Consider the following 18,935-nt stretch of genomic DNA (forward strand, 5'->3'; position numbering starts at 1 on the left):
GGCGGCCTGCACTGCTCCACCGCTGACGTCTACCGCGAGGGCGAGTGCCTTGACTACTTCCCGAACCGCGTCAAGGATTGCACGCTCATCCACCCGGAGATGTGGGAGGACTAGGCTATCTGCCTAAACCAGAACCTACTCAAGTAGGGCTCTGAACAAGTTATAGAAAGGGGCCTGGCAAGACAAGTTCAGCCAGGCCCCTTTTTTGAGTTCGCCTTTCAATCGCCCATTAAAGGGTTTTCGATTCGACTGGGCAGGATCGAGCTTTAAAATTGAATATCAATATGAGCACGAAATAGTTTGGTCAGAACCGAAATTGGGTGAATTGGAGGCACCCTGTAATGCTACTGGTTTTTAAGGAGGAACCAATGGCAGAAGAGAAAATCGCCTCGGGCCAGGGGGACGGCTCGCAGGATTACCAAATGAACCGTAAAATGGGCACTATCTTCATGCTGATTTCTGCAACGGGCATGGGTTTGGTGCCGCTGTTCAGCCGTTGGGCTACGCGAACCAATATGTTCGACGCTACTCAAGGCTTGAACGGCTCCGACTCCGTTGGTGCAATTATGGCGCTCGGCCGCATGGCCATGGGTGTGGTGTTCTTCGTGATTCTGATGGTCGCCACTCATAAGGTCACCACCTTCAAGAAGCTCAAGCTTACTCCCGCAATCGCACTGGGTGGCTTGATGATCGGTATGTCCTTGGCATGCTATGTTACTTCCACGCTGATGACCACCGTTGCAAATGCTGTTATGTTCATTTACACGGGTCCCGTTATCTGTGTGCTGCTTGCACGAATCTTCCGCAAAGAGCCGATGAGCCCACTGCAATGGGTTTGCCTTTGCATCGTGTTCATAGGCATGCTGTTCGGTGAGAGCCTTCTTGGCTTTGGCGTCGGTGGAAACGCATTTGGCCTTGACTTCAACTTGGCTCCTTCCACCCCGGAGTTCCCGCAGAAAATGGTCGGTGACATCTTCGGCCTGCTCTCTGGCGTGTTCTACGGCGCATCCATGTTCTTTAACGGCTATCGTAAGGATGCTGACACCACTGCTCGTGGCGTGTACAACTTCATCTTCGCCGTTATCGGTGCAGGTGCTGTCGCAATCCTGATGAACGTCGTCGGCATGGCCACGGGTCAGACCAACTGGATCACCGAGATTCACTTCACTGGCTTCAACTGGGTTGGTGCTATCCTGCTGTGGATTGTTTGCGGTCCTATCGCACTGGGCTGCTTGCTGGTCGCTGGCCGTAATCTGCCGGCTATGGACTACAGCACCATCGCCTACTGGGAGGTCCCTGTCGCTCTGTTCATCGGCCTGGTAGTGTTCAGCGAGCCTGTTACGCTTAACACCGCTATCGGCATCATCTTGATCGTTGGCGGCGGCGCGTTCCCGACCATCAAGGCTATGATTCAGGGTTCGAAGATGGAGAAGCAGCAGAAAGTCGCTGAGCATCTGTCTGAACGTCTTGAAGAAGAGGCTGCCAAGGAAGAGGAGCGCTAGCATCTGCTAGTGCAAGACGTAGGTGCCTTTGAAAGGAGGCTGCGTCATGAAGGTTACGAATCGTTTAACCCACATCGCAACGAAGGTAAACTTTGAAGCTGCAATGACCGAGGATCAGCTGGAAGCTGTGTTCGAGTCGAAGGAACTTGCCGGGTTCCCCGCTATGCTCGACATCAAGGAGCGTACGGAAGAGCACGTGCAAATGTTGTCCCTCGATGATCTGCTTTCCTTCGCGAAAGCGTCTGGCGTTGCGGCGGTAACGTTCGATGTAACCTATTTCCCGCATGCTGACGATGCTGAGGTTGCTCGCCAGCTTAGGGGTTTGGCAAGCGATCTGGATATCAGCGCAGACGTTATCAGGGACGTATGCGCAGCCGAGATTCAGGAATATCTGGATCTTGATGCGAAGCGCGACGTTGCCGTGCCTGTTCACAGCATTGTCGAGTGCTATGTGAACGGTACTGCATTTGCTTGGTATGGCCTGAATGACTATCCTCGCCTGAAGCAGGTTGTTCTTCAGAAACTGGCTCGCGGTGGCCAAAAGGCAAAGCATGATTTCATCATGCGTGCTAGCCGTGCGCAGGTTGACCTGATGGACGAGATGGACATTCCTACAGACGTTGTTCTGCGGTAATATGTGAACAGGGTGGACTGTGCTTACATAAGGGAAGCTACAGTCCACCCTTTTTGTCGGTCGCGGAACGCAAGTCATGAGGGATAGCGTTTCGCCTGATGAGGGCTCCTATGAAACGGCGAATTTCTAGGAGGGGAAGCCCTCGAAGAGGAGATTGGAATGGGGATATTCAACACTATTGGATTGGGTTCGTGCTCGAGCGCTCTGAAGTGGTTCCAGGGTGATTTCCATGACAGATAACGCTCGTTTCGATGCGGAAAAGCGCAAGACTGTACGTAAGGTGGCTACGGCGTCCTTCTTCTGCAACTTCATTGAATGGTTCGACTATGCCACGTATTCGTACTTTGCTGTCGTTATCGCGCAAGTGTTCTTCCCGAACGACGATCCCGCGTTGGCGTTGATCCAAACGTTCGCGGTTTTCGCCTTGTCGTTCCTGCTGCGTCCCATTGGCGCTATTTTCTGGGGCAACATGGGCGACAAGAAGGGCCGTAAGTGGTCTCTGACCGTTTCGGTCTTCATGATGGCCGGTGCCACGTTCTGCATCGGCTTGCTTCCCGGGTATGCTGCCTTGGGTGTTTGTGCTCCGGCTTTGCTGCTTCTGCTCCGTATGGTCCAGGGCTTTTCGGCCTCTGGCGAGTATGCGGGTGCGGCAACGTTTTTGGCGGAGTATGCGCCCACTGACAAACGCGGTATGTATTGCTCTATCGTTCCTGCTTCTACGGCTATCGGTTTGCTGGTTGGCAGCGCTTTTGCGACTATCATGTACACCATCATGCCCGAGGCTGCGGTGAACGAGTGGGGCTGGCGTATCCCGTTCGTCCTTGCCGGCCCGCTGGGCATCGGCGCTTACTTCGTGAACATCCAGCTTGAGGACTCTCCTACGTACCAGGCAATGCAACGTGCTCTGAAAGACGCTGAAGCCTCTGGCGCTGCCGGTGCCCCTGAGCGTCCGATTCACTGCCTGTTCACGAAGCACCTGCGTAAGCTCATCATTTCCATCGGCGCTGCCATGCTGAACGCCGTTGGCTTCTATGTTGTGCTTACCTACCTTCCGGTATACCTGGAAACGGCTGTCATGATGCCGAAGAACCAGGCCTCTCTGATCACCACCATTGCGCTGATAACGTACGTTGCCTTCATTTTCGCAAGCGGGCACCTGTCCGACAAATTCGGGCGCAAGAAGATGCTGATCACCGCATGCGTGTGCTTCATCGTCTTCACCATTCCGGCGTTTATGCTGATGAGCACTGCCAACTTCGTGATCGTCCTGGTCGTCGAGTTGGTTATGTGCCTGATCCTCACCATCAACGACGGCACCCTTTCCAGTTATTTGAGCGAAACGTTCCCCACCCAAGTGCGTTACTCGGGCTTTGCCCTGAGCTTCAATGTGGCTAACGCGCTGTTCGGTGGCACGGCATCGTTCATCTGCACGTCGCTGATCACGGCGACGGGCTCCACCCTCGCTCCTGCGTTCTATATGGTTGCGGTTTCCTGCGTTGCGCTGGTGGCCATGATCATGTCGCACGAGCATTCGAACAAGGATTTGTCCGAAGTTTAGAGGTTTCGATTGGGCGATTGCGGCCTCCTCCTTCCGCAATCGCTCGGTCATTGCAGGTAAGTTGTTGAAGAATATAGTTGGAAATCGCGTTTGGCCGACGCGTTTACCTGAGACGATTCTTTAAGTAGCTACATTGCCAAAAGGTAACAACTTGCCTGCAAATGGCTAACATTGACAAGCGCACGGTATCATCTTCTTATCCACCAGTGCATAGGCGGGCCCGCTAGGGCCTTGCCATGAGGGTAAGGAGGTTGAAATGCGAAACTGCATCGCTTCAAGGGGAGGCGATGAGCTGCCGTGTGCTGCAGTCGGTTTCAGTCTCAAAGCCGCTGCACTGTTCTTAGGGGAAAATCATGAATGCTGACCAACCGAGACCGATTAACAATGAAGTTGAGCTCACCGAGGCCGATAAGCATAAAACGCTGAAGAAGGTTGTGTTCTCCTCGTTCCTGGGCAACTTCATCGAGTGGTTTGACTACGCCAGCTACTCCTATCTTGCCACGGTCATCGCTTTGGTGTTCTTCCCGGGCGAAGACAAAATGGTCTCAACCATGATGACGTTCGGCGTGTTCGCGCTGGCGTTCTTGGTCCGTCCCATTGGCGCTATCTTCTGGGGCAACATGGGTGATAAGAAGGGCCGTAAGTGGGCTCTATCCATCTCCATCCTTATGATGTCCGGCGCCACCTTCCTTATCGGCTGCCTGCCCGGTTACGCTGTGATCGGCGTTGGCGCTCCGCTCCTGCTCCTGCTCATGCGTATGGTGCAGAGCTTCTCCGCTTCTGGTGAATATGCCGGCGCTGCCACGTTCATCGCCGAGTATTCGCCGAAGAATCACCGCGGTTTCTATTGTTCGATGGTTCCTGCCTCCACGGCCGTGGGCCTGCTGGTGGGTTCTCTGTTCGCCACCTGGATGTTTAACACGTTCGGGGCAACTTCCGACTTCGTGGTGAACTGGGGCTGGCGTATCCCGTTCTGGCTGGCTGGTCCTCTTGGCTACATCACGCACTATATCCGCGAGCATCTGGAAGATTCCCCGGTGTACGAGAAGATGCAGGCTGAGCTTGCCGAGAAGGGCATGAAGAGCGAAGATAAGCCGATCCGCACCCTGTTCAAGAAGCACCTGCGCGTGCTGGTCATCTCCTTCGGCGCATGCGTGCTGAACGCTGTGGGCTTCTACGCGGTTCTGACTTATCTGCCGAACTACCTTGAGGCTACGTTGAACTACGATCCGGGTCAGGCTTCCATCATCACCACCATCGTGCTGGTTGTCTACATCGGCTTCATCTTCCTTTCCGGCCGTATCTCCGACAAGTTCGGTCGCAAGAAGATGCTCATCGCCGCTGCCGCTGGTTTCGTGATCTTCACCATTCCCGCGTTCTGGCTGCTGAACACGCTGGACTTCTTCACCATCCTTGTCGTCGAGCTGATCATGTGCTTGCTGCTCACCATCAACGACGGTACGCTGTCCAGCTACCTGTGCGAGACGTTCCCGACCGATGTGCGTTACTCCGGTTTCGCGTTGAGCTTCAACTTGGCTAACGCTATCTTCGGCGGTTCCGCTTCCTACATCTCCTTCGCCCTGATCAACGCTACGGGCGACCCGATTGCTCCTGCGTATTACATGGTGTTCATCGCCGTTCTGGCACTGATCGCCATGGTGCTTTCGCATGAGCACACCGGCAAGGACCTGTCCGAGGTGTAACCTGTCCACGCATATCGGCAATACGACGATTTGCCTGATGAATGCCGCTCGAGAGTCTACACTCGGGCGGCATTTCATTTACAATAGTGCCATTAGGTTTTTGCGTAAAGGAGACCGATGTGAGTGAGGCGAATCAAACCCCTAAGTCGTTGAAGGCTCAGATCACGCGCACGTCGCTTGTGCTTGCTGCTGCGGCGCTTTTGCGAGAACAGGGCCCTAAGGCCGTTACCTATCGCAAGGTTGCACAATGGGCGGGGGCCGCATCCTCATCGGTCGGATACTATTTCGAATCAACTAATCAGCTTCTATATGAAGCCGGCCGTTACAACATCCAGCTTTGGGCCGAACGTGCTGAAAACTCCGCGGCTACCGCCGAGTCCATGGACCAGGCAGATTGCCGTAAGCATCTTATCAACTTGCTCATCAGCGCCAGCTTGCCCGACGATTCCGTGAATCCTGCGGCTCATTACATGCAGCTGCTTGCCGCATCCGAATCCGAGGACGTTACGAAGGCCTATCGCAACGGTCGCGTTCAGCTTGATCAGGCGGTTGGCCGGATTCTGAAGCATGCGGACGTGAAGCTGCCCGCGCATATGGTGGGTGTCATCGTCGATGGTGCCGCTGTTGCAGCTATCTCCGAGGGCCGTGAGGTCAGGGAGATCGCAGCCGAGCTTCTGGAAAGCGTCGTCGCGGCTTACGAGGACTAGGGGCGCTATTGCCGCCTGGCAATGCGTTTTTCGTCTAGTTCGCCTATGCGTTTGAAGCACGAAAAAGGCTCGGACCTTATGGTCCGAGCCTTTTTGCATCTTGCGAAGGAGGGGAATTTGGCTTAGATGCCGATCACACCCATACCGACCAGCACTAGGGCTGCGACGCCAAGTGCGGACACAACGCCCATGCCAATCTTCTCGCCCTTGGTCAGAGCGTAGCCGCGGTCCTTGCGAGCCTTGGCGTACACGAAGAAGCCGGGGATGTAGCCCACGCAGGTGAGCAGCAGGAACGACCAGCCGTTGTACAGCACGCCGACCACCTGGAAGGCCAGAGCGATCACGCCGATGATGATCTGAGCCGTGTTCTTGTCCTCCTTGGCGGAGAACTTGATCTGATACAGCGCGATGAAAGCCCAGGTGATGACAATCGAAACGGTGCACATGCTGAAGGCGAAGTTGTAGGCATCCTCGCTGAACATCAGCACGATCAGGAACACCTGGATGCAAGCGCCCACGAGCAGCAGGCTCATCTGCGGGGCACCCTTGCTGTTCAGCTTGCCCCAGGACTCGGGGAGCAGATGACGTTCGGCCATTTCGGAAGTGGTCTCAGCGGGCAGCATGGTGAAGGACAGCCAAGCGCCTGCAACGCCCACGATGATGGCGATGCTGATGAACGCGCCGCCCCAGCCGGGAGCCATGGAATCGAACACGTAGAGCATTGCGGGGTAGTCAAGCTGAGCGATCTCGGTGTAGCTCATGTAGCCGTAGGGGAGCACGGAGCAGCCGACGTAGATGAGCAGCAGGCAGATCAGGCCGATAACCGTAGCCTTGCCAACTTCGTGCTTGTTGCGTGCGCGGGAGCTCATGACTGCAGCGCCCTCGATGCCGATGAACACCCACATCATGATGATCATGCAGTTCATGACCTGCTCGAACAGACCGCCCAGACCAGCAGCATCTGCGCCCATTTCACCTGCGGCGACGGCGTTGTTGTACACGTTGCCCCAGAAGTCGGCGGTGAAGATGCCGGCGTTGAACATGAAGATGGCGAAAATCAGGAAGATGCCCAGGGAGGCAACCTTCGCCACCATGACGATAGCGTTCAGGAAGGAAGCGCTCTCAACGCCGCGGATGACCAGGAAGGTCAGCGCCCACATGAACAGCGAGGCGACGATCACGCACGGCAGGGTGTTGCCAGGGAGGAAGGTGGGGAAGAAGTAGCCCAGCGTGGACATCATCATCGTGGCGAACGCGATGTTGCCCAGCCATGCGGACAGCCAGTAGCCCCAGCCGGAAACGAAGCCGGCAAGCGGGCCGAAGCCTTCCTCGGCGTACTGGAAGATGCCCTTGAGCTCGGGCTTCTTGGCACCAAGGTTGTTCAGCGACAGGGCAAGGGCGGCGAAACCGATGCCCACCACAGCCCAGGCCACCAGCACGGCGCCGGGGCTGGCAACGCCTGCAAGCTGTCCGGTGATGGCGAACACGCCGGAGCCGATGCAGGAACTTACAACCATGCCGATCAGCCCAAACAGGCCGATACCTTTAGCTTTCTCGCTCATGATTTCCCTCCTTAGTAGAAATCAATCGTTTGGTTTCGCCCCTGGACTCCGCTTGTTTAGCCGGACATACCGAACCTGCTTACGGTGGCGAATTCCGTTTTTCACAGGCTCAAACGGAACGCAGAGGCGAAACCGATGGAAAACAGCGGGCAGCGTGTGGTTTGCAGGCTGCCCAAAGGGGAGGCCGGTCGATCCGGCGGCCTCCCCTGTTGAAAACGATTAGTCCTCGCGCACGACAGGCATGCTCATGCAGCGCGGGCCGCCACGGCCGCGGGACAGCTCGGCCGAGGGGATCTCGATAACGTCGATGTTGTTCTTGCGCAGCACGGCGTTCGTGACGTCGTTGCGCTCGTAAACAACCACGCGACCAGGGGCGATGCACAGCGTGTTGGAGCCGTCGTTCCACTGCTCGCGCTCGGCGGCGATGCGGTCGCCACCGCCGCAGGGGATCAGCGTCACCGGCATGCCGATGTACTTCTCCAGGATCTGCTCGAGTGGAGCGTTGATCTCGTGCACCTTGATGCCGTCGCCCTCGGGCGTGATCTCGAACACGGACAGCGGGCCCATGATGCCGGGATGGATGGTGAACTTGTCCACGTCGATCTGGGTGAACACGGTGTCCAGGTGCATCATGGCGCGGTTGTTCGGGATGTTGAACGCCAGGATGGTGTCGACCGGGGAAGTGGGGTCGTTGAAGATGTTGTGGGCGATGCCGTCGATGGCGTCGGGCTCGGTGCGCTGGGAGATGCCGATGGCCAGCACGTGTTCGTTGATGTTGAGGATGTCGCCGCCCTCGATGTGGAAGGTGTTGTAGCGGCTGTAGTACTGCGGGGTGCCCTGGAAGTCCGGGTGATAGTTGAAGATGTACTCGCCGTAGATGGTCTCACGGTTGCGGGTGACGGAGTACATGCGGTTGATGGAAACGCCGTTGCCGATCATCGCGAAGGGGTCGCGAGTGAAGTACAGGTTCGGCATCGGGGCGACGACCATCTTGGAAGCCTCGGACACCAGGTCGACCAGCGAGTTGGACTTGTCGGTGTGCAGCTCGGTGAGGTTGATGCCCTCCATGGTCTTCAGGACGAAGTCCTTGGCGTCGGGGTAGTTCTCCTGCATGTAATCGAAGATGATCTTGCGATAACGCTCGGTCTTGATGCCGGCCTCGTCGATCCACTGCAGCAGGAACTTCTCGCGCAGCTCGGGATCGGCGGCCAGAACCTCGGCAGTCAGGTCCTCCAGGTACACGACCTCCACGCCGTTGTCGCGCAGGGCCTGTGCGAAGGCGTCGTGCTCCTCCTGGGCAACCTTCAAGAACGGGATGTCGTCGAACAGCAGCTCCTCGAGCGTGTTCGGGGTGAGGTTCAGCAGCTCCTTGCCGGGACGGTGCAGCAGCACCTTCTTGAGCGGCTTGATCTCGCTTTTGACGTTCACGCCAGCCATTGCAAACCTTCTTTCGTCTCGTGGGTTAAAGACTATCTTCGCCGTGCAAGCCTTCCAGCGCTTCTTGGCCTAACGCTTTGGGCTTGCGGGTGGGGCGTTTGCGGTGCCCCGTTCCGTTGATTCCACTTTGCAACCTTCACGTAAAATCCGGAAGGTCTAACACGGTTTTAACGATGGCCGTTTAGAGGTGGAACCGAGGACTAACGCAAGGGCGAACGTTCTAAACCCGCGATAAACCCCTGATGAGAAGCTTGTGGTATGGTATGGGGAAAGACTGGCAAATCGAGCTGACCCTCTTCGGTTTAGTTGACCTGTGCGCTAATCGTTTCTGTAAACAGGGTGGCGAACCGGGGTTGAGGGTAAAATAGGTATGAAGAAGTAGGTACAATGCCGAAGATTGCCTTGACCGGCTACGGGAGGCTGGCGGCAAAGCGTTCTACGGAGGGGCCTGTGGAGCTTGCATTGTTCTATTACACGCTGCTGATGCTGCTCGTTTCCATTTTGGTGGCGGCCGTGTGCTTGTCCTCGTATCTGGTGTCGCGCAAGAAGACCATGCTGTTCTTGTCAATCGCCTTCGCGTTCTACTTCTTCGATATCTCCTTGGTGTTCCAAGACGAATTTATCGTCCGTTCAAGCGGCGATGCGCTCACATCGGGATATCTTGTCGTGCGCTCCCTTGCCTCGGTGTTGACCGGAGGCGGGTTCATCACCGCGTTCTGGGTTTTGCTTTGCGACTATCTGGACGAAACGCGGCGCGCGATGTTCGCGGTGCCGCCGGCGGTTTTCGCGATCGCCAGCGTTGCCACGCTAGTGGTTCTCCCCGATGGCGATGTTCAACGCTTCTGGTTCTGGTCCATTCGCCAGTTCTATATGTATTGGATTTTGCTGTATGCGGGGTATAGCTTCTTGCGCCAGAAAGACGAAGCCGAGCGTGCCCGCATGTGGCGGCATCGGGGTTTGTACGCGGCAGCATGGGTGTTGGGCCTGGTCGTGTTGGCGGAAGACGCCGCCTCCTTCCTGGTAATGGACCTGCCGTCGGTTGACCTGGGCTTGATCGCATTCAGCGCTGAGCGCAGTTACGCTGAGAATCTGCTGATGCTCGTCATCGGCGTGGCTGCGGTGCGCAACGCGGTCCGCATGCTGTCGCTTCGCTTCGAGCGTCCTCCCGCACAGGGCGGCAGCAAGCATCAGGAGCAGCAGATCGTGGAGAACTTGAACGTGTTCGCCACGCGCCATAAGCTTTCCCAGCGCGAGCGCGAGGTGCTCTATCTTATCCTGTTGGGCAAGGACAACCAGAACATCGCGTCCGAGATGTCGCTGGCGCTTTCTACGGTGAAGGTGCACGTGCACAACATCTTGAAGAAAACGGGCGATGCCAGCCGACAGGAATTGATTCAGAATTTCTGGAAGATGTCGTAAGACGCGCGCCGGTTTCGCCGTCCATCCCTGAAAACCCGCCCTCCGCCGCCGCTAGCCGACAAGCTGTGTTACGGCCGTGTATCGAAACGGCCACACAATCGCTTTCGCGTGCTAAAGTATCCCCCATATACCAAGAGGAGGGGCGGGGATGCCCCGGTAGGAAAGGAGGGAACGATGGCAAGCTCGATCACCGAAAAGCTGAAGAACATCGGCCCCGGTGCTTTGGTCGCAGCTGGCTTCGTTGGTCCCGGCACGGTTACCACGTGCACGGTTTCCGGCGCAAGCTATGGCTACACCATGCTGTGGGCGCTGCTGTTCGCCACCGTTGCAACCATTATCTTCCAGGAGATGGCGGCTCGCGTCGGAATCGTCACGCAGGAGGGCCTGGGTGAGAACATCCGCGATCGCATTTCGCATCCGGTGCTGAAGTGGATTGCAATCGTGATTGTTATCATCGCCATCTTCATCGGCAACACCGCGTATGAGACGGGTAACATCACGGGCGGCATCCTGGGCATCCAGGCGGTAGTCAATGCTCCCATGATCCCCATCGTCATCGTGCTGGGTATCCTGGCCTTCGCTGCTATGTGGGTGGGTTCTTACAAGCTGGTCGAGAAGATCCTCACGGGCATCGTCATCTTCATGGGCCTGGTGTTCCTCATCACCGCGTTCGCCTCTCCCGTTGATTGGGGTGCTGTCGTGGCCGGTCTGTTCACGCCTTCCCTGCCCGAGGGCCAGGCTGGTGCCAAGGGTATCCTGACCGCCGTGGGCCTGATCGGTACCACCATCGTGCCGTACAACCTGTTCCTGCATGCTTCCGGCGCATCCGAGCGCTTCAAGGACCCCGAGCAGATCGCCGACGCACGTTTCGACTGCGTGCTGTCCATCGGCTTGGGTGGCATCATCTCCATGGCCATCCTCGTCTGCGCCGCGGCTAACATGCATGCTGCCGGCATCACCGTCACCAACGGCAAGGACATGGCCGTCGCCCTGCAGCCGCTGCTGGGCAACTGGGCTACGGTGCTCATCGGCATCGGCCTGCTGGCTGCCGGTTTCTCCAGCGCCATCACCGCTCCGCTTTCCGCTGCTTACGCCGTCAACGGCGTGCTCGGCTGGGGCAAGACGCTGAAGGACCTGAAGTTCAAGGTTGTGTGGATCATCGTGCTGGTGGCTGGCTGCCTCATGGCGGTGCTGCTGGGCAAGAGCCCAACGGAGCTGATTTTGGTGGCTCAGGCGGCCAACGCCATTCTGCTGCCCATCATGGCGTTCTTCGTGATGTACGTCGCCAACGGCAAGAGCCTTGGCAAGTGGCGCAACCATGCGTTCTCCAATATCTGCGGCGTCATCTTCATCTGCATCACGCTGTTCATGTGCTGGCGCAACATGTCCAGCTTCCTGACCACGCTGCAAACGCTTATCGGCGCATAGCGGCTTCGGCAACGGAAAGCATGTGCAAGGGCCTGTCGGACGAAAGTCCGGCAGGTCTTTTTGGCTTTAGGGAATGTTCGGGCGATGCTGCAATCGGACGCTGGAATTGCTAGCTGCCCCTGGTTGACCCGTACGTCCGGTGTTCCTGGTGCGTTGGTGGGGCTGCATGTGCGCGAGATGCTCGGGTATGTGCTTTGCGGCGGCGACGCGAACTTTCGGTAGGGGAAACTCGGTTCTGCTGGATGACTTGCCTGGCGCTTTCTTGAGCTAGGTTTGACGAAGCGAGTTCGGCTTTACCTAACAATTACCTTCGGGTCGCTCCGGGTATCCTATGGGCCGCATATACTAGTAAGGCAGAAGCTGAATGGCCTTCGCACGGCGTTTGCGCTAACTTCGCAGGCATACTAGGCTTGGTTGCGAAGGTCGCAAAGCCCGTGCGAGTCTGCGCTGGAAGGCGGCCGCAGGTTCGGCTGAAGAAGCCGACAGGGGTGCATCGCCTTGACGGGTCGATGCACCGCCGAAGTAAGGAGCGCTCGATGAACATCCTGGCAATCAACGGCAGCCCCAAGGGTAAACAGAGCAATACCTGGTGTCTGACCAGCGCTTTTCTCGATGGAATCATCGCTCAAGAGGAAAGCGGGCGCAAACAGGCGCCGGTAATCGAAACCCTTAGCGTCGGTGCGCTCGATATCAAGCCATGTTTAGGCTGCTTTTCCTGCTGGAGCAGAACGCCGGGCGAATGCTGCATCCACGACGATATGCAGGCGGTCATCGAGAAGATCTTATGGGCCGATGTCGTTGTCTGGAGCTTCCCCTTGTATTATTTCGGGTTGCCCGGCCAGCTGAAGAACCTGATCGACCGCCAACTTCCCATGTCGCTGCCCTTTATGAGCACGGAAACGGAAAGCGGCGGCCACCCGTCCCGCTATGACATGAGCGGCAAGCGCAAGGTGGTGGTTTCGACTTGCGGTTTCTATACAGCTAAGGGCAATTACGACTGCGTGACCGGTTTGTTCGATCGGCTTTGCGGGAAGGACGGTTACGCGGCGATTTTCTGCGGTCAGGGCGAGCTTTTCAGGGTGAAGGAGCTTGCTGATCGCACCGACGAGTACCTTACTTGGGTTCGGAGGGCGGGGGAGGAGTTTGCTTCCGGCGGCATCTCCGGGCAAACCCGCGGCAAGCTTGAGCAGAACCTGTTCCCGCGCGATGTCTTCGAGGCGATGGCGGATGCTAGCTGGGGGGTCGGCGAATCGGGCGAAAAGGAAGACCCTAGCCTGGTGTTCACCCGGCAGATGGCGGCCCTGTATCGCAAACAGGCCTGGCCGGGACATGATGTCGTGCTCGACATGAATTTCACCGATATCGAAAAGACCTACCGCATTGTCCTTGGGGAAGGCGGGAGCCGTGTTGAAACGAAGCCGGCTGAGGGCTTCTCTTCGGGGTTCACCACGCGCATCAATACGCCTTTGAGCGTTTGGCGGTCGATTGCCGGTGGCGAAATCGCTGGCGACGAGGCGCTGATGAAGCACCTGTACTCGGTTGAAGGCGACTTCGACTCGATGATGCATTGGGACGACTATTTCGGTGCGGCGCACAGCGCGGGTGGGCCGGGTTCCGCTGAGAACGGAGGCTCCGCTGTGGGCACGAACGCGAGCGAGCCGAAAACCAACATGCTGCTGCTTTTGATTCCCTGGATCGTCTTCTGGGTTGCGGCGGCGATCGATGGCTTCTGGGGAAGTTTGCTCAGCATTGCGATATGCGTGCTGTTGCCTGTTCTGATGCATCGAACGAAGGCTACCTTGTACGACCAGATCTCCGCTCTGGCAGTTGGGGCGTGCTCCGTCGCGTTGCTGACCGGAGCGTCCCCTGCTCTGATTATTCCGGCATCGTATTTCCTGTTCGGGGCGATGTGGACAGCCACATGCTTTGCTAAAGTGCCTCTGACCGCGCATTACTCGAAAAACAGCTACAACGGGGAAGCGGCGCTGCGCAACCCTATATTCATGAGGACGAACCGCATCCTGACCGCGGCGTGGGGCATGCTGTACTTGATAACGCCCATTTGGACCTACTTCATCATGCAAACGGATGCGGCCAGCCTTGTCGGCGCGATCAACTCCATCCTCCCGGCGCTGCTGGGCGTGTTCACCGCCTGGTTCCAAAAGTGGTATCCCCGGCATATAGCGCGCGGATAGCGGGATATGGGGATTCGGGGATCGAGGTGCTGGGCAATGCCCTTGAGATGATGTTGCCTGTGCGTATGCTTGCGTTCGGTTCTGCGCGGGAACGGCGTTTCTCCGCCTATTTGAATAGTGGCACCGGAGCGAGCTTGAGCGAATTTGCCCCTGATTGTGCCCCCAACGGGCGAAATCTTGCTCCCAAGAAGCGAAAAGGTCACCGGCAAAAGCCGATGACCTGGTGTTTCATGGTGCCCCAGATACGATTCGAACGTACGACACCCGCTTTAGGAGAGCGGTGCTCTATCCCCTGAGCTACTGAGGCGCGCACATCATTGTAGCATTAAACCTTTTGACTCGTGCGCGTTCATGCCAATATCACGGGTTAAGCTTTCCGGCGGATTGCACAAGGCCGCGCGTTGCGGAAGGAATCGTGCTGCGGCTACGCCTTTGCGAACTCAAGCAGCTGCGCGGGGTCGGAGATGATCGCATCCGCCTGAGCCCCTTGCAGGGTGCTTGCGGGGTTGTAGCCCCAGTCAACGCCGATCGCGTAGGTTCCGGCGTTGTGGGCGACGAGCATGTCGCCGGCCGAATCGCCTACATAGGCGGTACGCTCGGGAGCGCTGTCCAGCTCACGGATGGTTCGCAGCAAGCCGGTGGGGTCGGGCTTGCGGGGGATATCTTCGCATTCCCCGTGTAGCGCTTCGAAGGCGTCGGGAAGGAATCGCTGGATGACATCCTTCACGCCGCCTTCGTATTTGTTCGAAAGCACTGCAAGCTTGCACCCTCGCGCTTTCAGCTCGGCCAGCGTCTCGGGCATATGCGCGTAATGGCGTGTGCGAGCGTGCCCGGTTTGGGGGTAAAGCGCCTTCCAGTATTCAAGCGCCTCGGCGCACACGGCCTCGGGGGTTCCTTCGGGTAGGGCGCGATAAATCAGGCGTTGCGCGCCATCGCCTACGAAGCTGTGGATGGCGGCATCGGTGTGCGTGGGGTAGCCGAAATGGGCAAGCGTCTCGTTGGTGACATGGATGAGGTCGGGCATGGTGTCTAGGATGGTTCCGTCCAGGTCGAAGATGAACGTGTCGAATATCGGATGCGATTCGGTCATCGTTGCCTCCTGAAAATGAAAACGACGGCTCTGGGCCGTCGTTGATGATCGATGGAGCGGGTGACGGGACTCGAACCCGCGAATGCGAGCTTGGGAAGCTCGTGCCTTACCACTTGGCGACACCCGCATACTTGGTAGGCGCTCCTTGCCATACCGTGTGGGCATTATAGCCTAAAACGCGCTCATGATAGCAAGGAATGGCGAACACATGCGAAATTCCCCACACCTGGGCTTATGAGTACGGGTCGAACGGCCAGTCGGGGGCTTTACGCGGAATGGCGATGCTTGCTGGATCGAATTGCTCGAACAGCAGCTCTTGCGGTGTGGTTTCTAGGGCGTCGGCAAGCTCTTCGACCATTGAAAGGCGGACATTGGCCGTGCCTTTCTCGATCTTGTTAAGCTGCGGTCTCCCGATGCCGACCATGGCCGCGAAGCAGGTTTTGTTGATTCGTCCCCGTTCGCGCAGCCGCTTCACGTTACGGCCAAGCGTGACGGCCATCCTCGGCTCGTCGGTCGGCACGTTTGCCAGCTCATCGATATGTGGCACGGAAGTCTGCATGAATCGAGCGTAACGGCACGATTACGCAACGCTGTAACCCAGCGGTTACGTTTCAGGGGTATTTTTCGGGACATAGTAAGAATTCAATCTTCTATGGCAGAGGGGTAACACGAGCTCCCCATGAACACCCTGTTTCGGCGGCGTGCCATTTTTATGGTTGTCAATCTGGGATGATACAATGCACGATGATTAATTGGGTTTGATGCGCGGATTCAAGCCGTTTGTCAAGCCATCGAAGGAAAGTTGAGATCGGGCAGCGTAGGCACCATGCCGGTGGGGAGCCGCATGGAATCTGTGCGGTGCGGAAGAAGGTAACGCAGGCCCGAACGGACTGCTGTGAGGAGATTTTGCATGGCATTCAAAAAGAACCGCCGTCCCCAAGCGAACGATCCGCTAGCTTCCCAGGTGCCTGCCGGCTACCGTCCGGCGTTCACGCCCGGCTCCCAAGGCCCTGGCGCGAACAACGCGTTTCGCAATCAGGCGGGTGCATCGCAGTATTCGCGCTCGAATCCGCAGTATTCCTCGCAGCGTTCGCGCAAGTCGGGCAAGGGCAAGAAAATCGCCCTCGGCGTGTGCTGCGCGCTGATCGTTGCCCTTATCGGGTGCGGAACCGCGTTCGCCGTATGGTACAACAACGTGAGCAGCCAGCTGAACACGGGCGGCAAAACGTCCGAGGAGTTGGAGAACATCAACGAGCAGCTGGTCAGCACCAACTTCAATGAGCCGTTCTACATGATGCTGATCGGTTCGGATAAGCGCGAGGGCGACGACGAAGGCGGCGCCCGCTCCGACACGAACATTGTGGTGCGCATCGATCCGGTTTCCAATCAGGCAACGCTCGTGTCCATCCCCCGCGACACCATGATCGATATCGACGGCTACGGCACGAACAAGTTTAACGCTGCATACAACTACGGCGGCGCTGCGGCAACCATCCGCGAGGCAACCCAGCTCACCGGCGTCAGCATCTCGCATTACGCCGAAGTCAGCTTTGATGAGCTGATCGACCTGGTCGATGCGGTCGGCGGCGTGGACGTCGTGGTGGATGAGCGCATCGACGACACCGATGCCGACAACACCACCGATCACCCTGAGAACCCGCGCATCATCATCGAGGCGGGTGAGCAGCATCTTAACGGCGAACAGGCTCTGGTGTTCGCTCGCAGCCGCGCCTATGTCGATGGCGACTTCACGCGTACGGCCAACCAGCGCAAGCTCATTGAGGCTCTCGTGAACAAGGTGCTGGCGTTGCCCGTCACCGAGTTGCCCGGCGTTATCCAGGCCGCGGCGAAGTGCGTCACCACGGATATGAAGGTGAGCGACATCGTTTCATTGGCGCAGCAGTTCAAGGACGATGGCAGTTTGGTCATGTATTCCGCAATGCTGCCTTCCATCACCGGTTACGTCGACGGCGTTTCCTACGTGTTCGCCGACGAAGACAAGGTCACCGAGATGATGAAGATCGTCGATCAAGGCGGCGATCCCAGCGGCATCACCGGCTCTACTAGCAAGCTTGCGCAGAAATATGGTGCCGGGTCCTCTGCCGGCGGTTCTTCCACGGGTGGCGCTGCTAGGGGTAGCGGAATGTACGCCGGCAACGATTACGCTACAGGTGGCACATCCGGGTATAGCGGCGGCTACTCCGCAAGTGGTGCGGGGTCATCATCTTCTTACGGCGGTTCGACGGGCGGCTATGCCGATACGTCGTCTAGCGCATCTGGCGCCGGAACGGGCGGGTATGCCGGCGCGGCATCCACCGGCGGTTCCGCTAGCTCGTATGGCACCGGTGGTTACGCAACGGGTACGGGCACCGGTGCAAGCTCTGCCTATTAACGCTTCCGCCCATAAGGCGATAAAAAAGGACGCAGTTCAGCGCTGCGTCCTTTTTTGCTTTCCAACGAGAAGGGTTCGCAATCCAAATGGGATTGCGAACCCTTGTGCGATCAACGGCGGATATCGGGTTATTGCTCGGTGGCGTATCCGTCGGGGTTCATGGACTGCCAACGCCAGCTGTCGGCGCACATGCGGTCAAGATCGTACTCGGCAACCCAGCCCAGCTCGGTGCGCGCCTTGTCGCAAGCGGCGTAGTTGGTGGCAACGTCGCCGGCACGGCGCGGCTTGATCTGATAGGGGATCTCGTGGCCGCAGGCTTTCTCGAACGCGTGCACGACATCGAGCACGCTCGAGCCCTTGCCGGTGCCCAGGTTGAAGATGCCCACGCCGCGGCGGCTGCCGTCGGCTGCCGCTTCGCCTTCCAGCGACCCTAGGCCCAGCGCCTTGCCGGTGCCCACTTTGCCGCCCATCCACTCGAGTGCCGCCACATGACCGCGGGCCAGGTCGACCACGTGGATGTAGTCGCGCACGCCCGTGCCGTCCGGGGTGTCGTAGTCGTCGCCGAACACGCCGACGCACTCCAGCTTGCCCACGGCAACCTGGGCGACGTAGGGCAGCAGGTTGTTCGGGATGCCCTTCGGATCCTCGCCGATCAGGCCGCTCTCATGCGCGCCGATGGGGTTGAAGTAGCGCAGCAGCACGACGTTCCACTCGTTGTCGCCCACGTACAGGTCGGTGAGCACCTGTTCGAGCATGCTTTTGGTCCATCCGTAGGGGTTGGTGCAGTCGTGCTTGGGGCACTCCTCGGTGATCGGGATGAACTCGGGCTCGCCGTACACCGTTGCGCTGCTGGAGAACACGATGTTCTTCACGCCATGGTTGCGCGCTACATCGCACAGAACCAGCGTGCCGGCGATGTTGTTCCAGTAGTACTCCAGCGGCTTCTGCACGCTTTCGCCCACTGCCTTGAAGCCGGCGAAGTGGATGATGGCGTCAACGTTGTTTTCGGCGAAGATGGCGTCAAGCGCCTCGCGATCCAAGATGTTCTGCTTATAGAAACGCAGCTGAGCGTTGTCGGCGTCGATCCCGCAGATCTTGCGGATGCGGTCGACGGCGGTCTGGCTGGAATTGCTCAGGTCATCGACGATGACCACGCTATAGCCTCGCTGGATCAGCTCGACGCAGGTGTGGCTGCCGATGAACCCGGCACCGCCCGTGACCAGGATGCTCAGGTCCTTATGGTCTTTTGCCAGTCCCTTGTTTGCCATGAAAGCTCCTTATCCTTTGAGCAGGTTTTCCCTGTACGCG

The 18,935-nt window shown here is 58.0% G+C and carries 14 protein-coding genes and 2 tRNA genes; 9 read left to right on the forward strand and 7 right to left on the reverse strand.

All coding sequences use genetic code 11. The features are described 5' to 3' along the window. Positions 1–368: 368 nt before the first annotated feature. The 5 genes from Q0D52_RS08595 (at position 369) to Q0D52_RS08615 (ending at position 6,104) form a co-directional block, all read left to right on the forward strand. A complete protein-coding gene (locus Q0D52_RS08595; protein WP_294382043.1) occupies positions 369–1,502 on the forward strand; it encodes an EamA family transporter in 1,134 nt (377 codons plus the stop codon). Positions 1,503–1,548: 46 nt separating this feature from the next. Beyond that, positions 1,549–2,136, forward strand: a complete 588-nt coding sequence (locus tag Q0D52_RS08600; protein ID WP_294382048.1) for a hypothetical protein — start codon at positions 1,549–1,551, stop codon at positions 2,134–2,136. Positions 2,137–2,365: 229 nt separating this feature from the next. After that, complete coding sequence (locus Q0D52_RS08605; protein ID WP_294362903.1) at positions 2,366–3,694, forward strand: MFS transporter; 1,329 nt, start codon at positions 2,366–2,368, stop codon at positions 3,692–3,694. Positions 3,695–4,047: 353 nt separating this feature from the next. Then, a complete protein-coding gene (locus Q0D52_RS08610) occupies positions 4,048–5,397 on the forward strand; it encodes an MFS transporter (protein ID WP_294382051.1) in 1,350 nt (449 codons plus the stop codon). A gap of 119 nt (positions 5,398–5,516) precedes the next feature. Next, positions 5,517–6,104 (forward strand): TetR family transcriptional regulator, encoded by a 588-nt coding sequence (locus Q0D52_RS08615; RefSeq protein WP_294382054.1) that lies wholly within the window; start codon positions 5,517–5,519, stop codon positions 6,102–6,104. Positions 6,105–6,226: 122 nt separating this feature from the next. Here the strand turns inward: Q0D52_RS08615 and Q0D52_RS08620 are convergent, their stop codons facing one another. Together Q0D52_RS08620 and arcA are read right to left on the reverse strand one after the other, a co-directional pair. Next, positions 6,227–7,666 carry a basic amino acid/polyamine antiporter gene (locus tag Q0D52_RS08620; protein ID WP_294382055.1) on the reverse strand — a complete coding sequence of 480 codons (1,440 nt, stop codon included), beginning with the start codon at positions 7,664–7,666 and terminating at the stop codon, positions 6,227–6,229. A 219-nt stretch (positions 7,667–7,885) separates the two neighbouring features. Next, positions 7,886–9,103, reverse strand: coding sequence for an arginine deiminase (gene arcA / locus Q0D52_RS08625; protein WP_042432045.1), 1,218 nt, complete (start codon positions 9,101–9,103; stop codon positions 7,886–7,888). 387 nt (positions 9,104–9,490) lie between these two features. Here arcA and Q0D52_RS08630 point away from each other — a divergent pair, with 387 nt between their 5' ends. From Q0D52_RS08630 to Q0D52_RS08640, 3 genes are all read left to right on the forward strand, one after another. Next, positions 9,491–10,522: a LuxR C-terminal-related transcriptional regulator gene (locus Q0D52_RS08630; protein ID WP_294382062.1), complete on the forward strand. Its 1,032-nt coding sequence runs from the start codon at positions 9,491–9,493 to the stop codon at positions 10,520–10,522. A gap of 174 nt (positions 10,523–10,696) precedes the next feature. Further along, positions 10,697–11,950, forward strand: a complete 1,254-nt coding sequence (locus Q0D52_RS08635) for an Nramp family divalent metal transporter (RefSeq protein WP_294362888.1) — start codon at positions 10,697–10,699, stop codon at positions 11,948–11,950. Between the two features lie 536 nt (positions 11,951–12,486). Beyond that, positions 12,487–14,145, forward strand: coding sequence for a flavodoxin family protein (locus Q0D52_RS08640; protein ID WP_294382064.1), 1,659 nt, complete (start codon positions 12,487–12,489; stop codon positions 14,143–14,145). A gap of 231 nt (positions 14,146–14,376) precedes the next feature. Here the strand turns inward: Q0D52_RS08640 and Q0D52_RS08645 are convergent. From Q0D52_RS08645 to Q0D52_RS08660, 4 genes are all read right to left on the reverse strand, one after another. Further along, positions 14,377–14,452: transfer RNA gene (locus tag Q0D52_RS08645), tRNA-Arg, on the reverse strand. Between the two features lie 117 nt (positions 14,453–14,569). After that, positions 14,570–15,235, reverse strand: a complete 666-nt coding sequence (locus tag Q0D52_RS08650) for an HAD family hydrolase (protein ID WP_294382066.1) — start codon at positions 15,233–15,235, stop codon at positions 14,570–14,572. Positions 15,236–15,287: 52 nt separating this feature from the next. After that, positions 15,288–15,362: transfer RNA gene (locus tag Q0D52_RS08655), tRNA-Gly, on the reverse strand. A 105-nt stretch (positions 15,363–15,467) separates the two neighbouring features. Continuing rightward, positions 15,468–15,782 carry a helix-turn-helix transcriptional regulator gene (locus Q0D52_RS08660; RefSeq protein ID WP_294382069.1) on the reverse strand — a complete coding sequence of 105 codons (315 nt, stop codon included), beginning with the start codon at positions 15,780–15,782 and terminating at the stop codon, positions 15,468–15,470. A 363-nt stretch (positions 15,783–16,145) separates the two neighbouring features. Between Q0D52_RS08660 and Q0D52_RS08665 the strand changes: the two genes are divergently transcribed. Further along, positions 16,146–17,627 carry an LCP family protein gene (locus tag Q0D52_RS08665; RefSeq protein ID WP_294382071.1) on the forward strand — a complete coding sequence of 494 codons (1,482 nt, stop codon included), beginning with the start codon at positions 16,146–16,148 and terminating at the stop codon, positions 17,625–17,627. Between the two features lie 128 nt (positions 17,628–17,755). Here Q0D52_RS08665 and galE read toward each other — a convergent pair whose 3' ends face one another. Further along, positions 17,756–18,859, reverse strand: coding sequence for a UDP-glucose 4-epimerase GalE (galE, locus tag Q0D52_RS08670; protein ID WP_366930340.1), 1,104 nt, complete (start codon positions 18,857–18,859; stop codon positions 17,756–17,758). Positions 18,860–18,935 lie beyond the last annotated feature (76 nt).

This window comes from uncultured Senegalimassilia sp. (assembly GCF_934630535.1).
Lineage (GTDB): Bacteria > Actinomycetota > Coriobacteriia > Coriobacteriales > Eggerthellaceae > Senegalimassilia.

What these genes read in the sequence shown, in the direction of transcription:
- Q0D52_RS08595 (WP_294382043.1), top strand. Translation starts at nt 369, where the DNA reads ATGGCAGAAGAGAAAATCGCCTCGGGCCAGGGGGACGGCTCGCAGGAT.
- Q0D52_RS08600 (WP_294382048.1), top strand. Translation starts at nt 1,549, where the DNA reads ATGAAGGTTACGAATCGTTTAACCCACATCGCAACGAAGGTAAACTTT.
- Q0D52_RS08605 (WP_294362903.1), top strand. Translation starts at nt 2,366, where the DNA reads ATGACAGATAACGCTCGTTTCGATGCGGAAAAGCGCAAGACTGTACGT.
- Q0D52_RS08610 (WP_294382051.1), top strand. Translation starts at nt 4,048, where the DNA reads ATGAATGCTGACCAACCGAGACCGATTAACAATGAAGTTGAGCTCACC.
- Q0D52_RS08620 (WP_294382055.1), bottom strand. Translation starts at nt 7,666, where the DNA reads ATGAGCGAGAAAGCTAAAGGTATCGGCCTGTTTGGGCTGATCGGCATG.
- arcA (WP_042432045.1), bottom strand. Translation starts at nt 9,103, where the DNA reads ATGGCTGGCGTGAACGTCAAAAGCGAGATCAAGCCGCTCAAGAAGGTG.
- Q0D52_RS08630 (WP_294382062.1), top strand. Translation starts at nt 9,491, where the DNA reads ATGCCGAAGATTGCCTTGACCGGCTACGGGAGGCTGGCGGCAAAGCGT.
- Q0D52_RS08635 (WP_294362888.1), top strand. Translation starts at nt 10,697, where the DNA reads ATGGCAAGCTCGATCACCGAAAAGCTGAAGAACATCGGCCCCGGTGCT.
- Q0D52_RS08640 (WP_294382064.1), top strand. Translation starts at nt 12,487, where the DNA reads ATGAACATCCTGGCAATCAACGGCAGCCCCAAGGGTAAACAGAGCAAT.
- Q0D52_RS08650 (WP_294382066.1), bottom strand. Translation starts at nt 15,235, where the DNA reads ATGACCGAATCGCATCCGATATTCGACACGTTCATCTTCGACCTGGAC.
- Q0D52_RS08665 (WP_294382071.1), top strand. Translation starts at nt 16,146, where the DNA reads ATGGCATTCAAAAAGAACCGCCGTCCCCAAGCGAACGATCCGCTAGCT.